The organism is Bradyrhizobium sp. Arg816 (genome assembly GCF_029989365.1).
Taxonomy (GTDB): Bacteria; Pseudomonadota; Alphaproteobacteria; order Rhizobiales; family Xanthobacteraceae; genus Bradyrhizobium.
Map to the genome: position 1 here is coordinate 1 of NZ_JAPRAQ010000181.1, position 471 is coordinate 471.

Sequence of the window (471 nt, forward strand, 5' to 3'; positions counted from 1 at the left end):
CGCAATTGGTCAGGCTCAATGTCGCCAGCGCCGCCAGCACGCTCCAAAATCTCCGCATCGCAATTCTCCCGGTCTGCTCTCGCGCTAGAGTAGCAGATCGGGGACGGCAAATTGCACATTTTTCGTCATTCCGGGGCGCGCGTAGCGCGAACCCGGAATCCATTTTTCCGCTGGTAGATGCGGCGCAATGGATTCCGGGCCTGCGCCTTACGGCGCATCCCGGAATGACAAGTGGTGAGAGCTTACGACTGCACGGCCTTCGCGTCCTGAATCGCCTTCCAGATCTTTACCGGCGTCAGCGGAGTGTTGAGCTTGGTGATGCCGAGCTCGCTCAGCGCGTCCATCACGGCGTTGGTGATGCATGGCGGGCCGCCGATCGCGCCGGATTCGCCGCAGCCCTTGGCGCCGAGCGGGTTGGTCTTGCATGGCGCGGACAGATCGAGCGTAACCACGATCGGTGGCACGTCGGCT

1 protein-coding gene is annotated in these 471 nt (G+C 62.4%); it reads right to left on the reverse strand.

What is annotated here, in order from left to right; genetic code table 11:
* Positions 1-242: 242 nt before the first annotated feature.
* Positions 243-471 (reverse strand): hypothetical protein (locus OWC48_RS46410; RefSeq protein WP_282525982.1); only part of this gene is annotated, 229 nt, incomplete at its 5' end.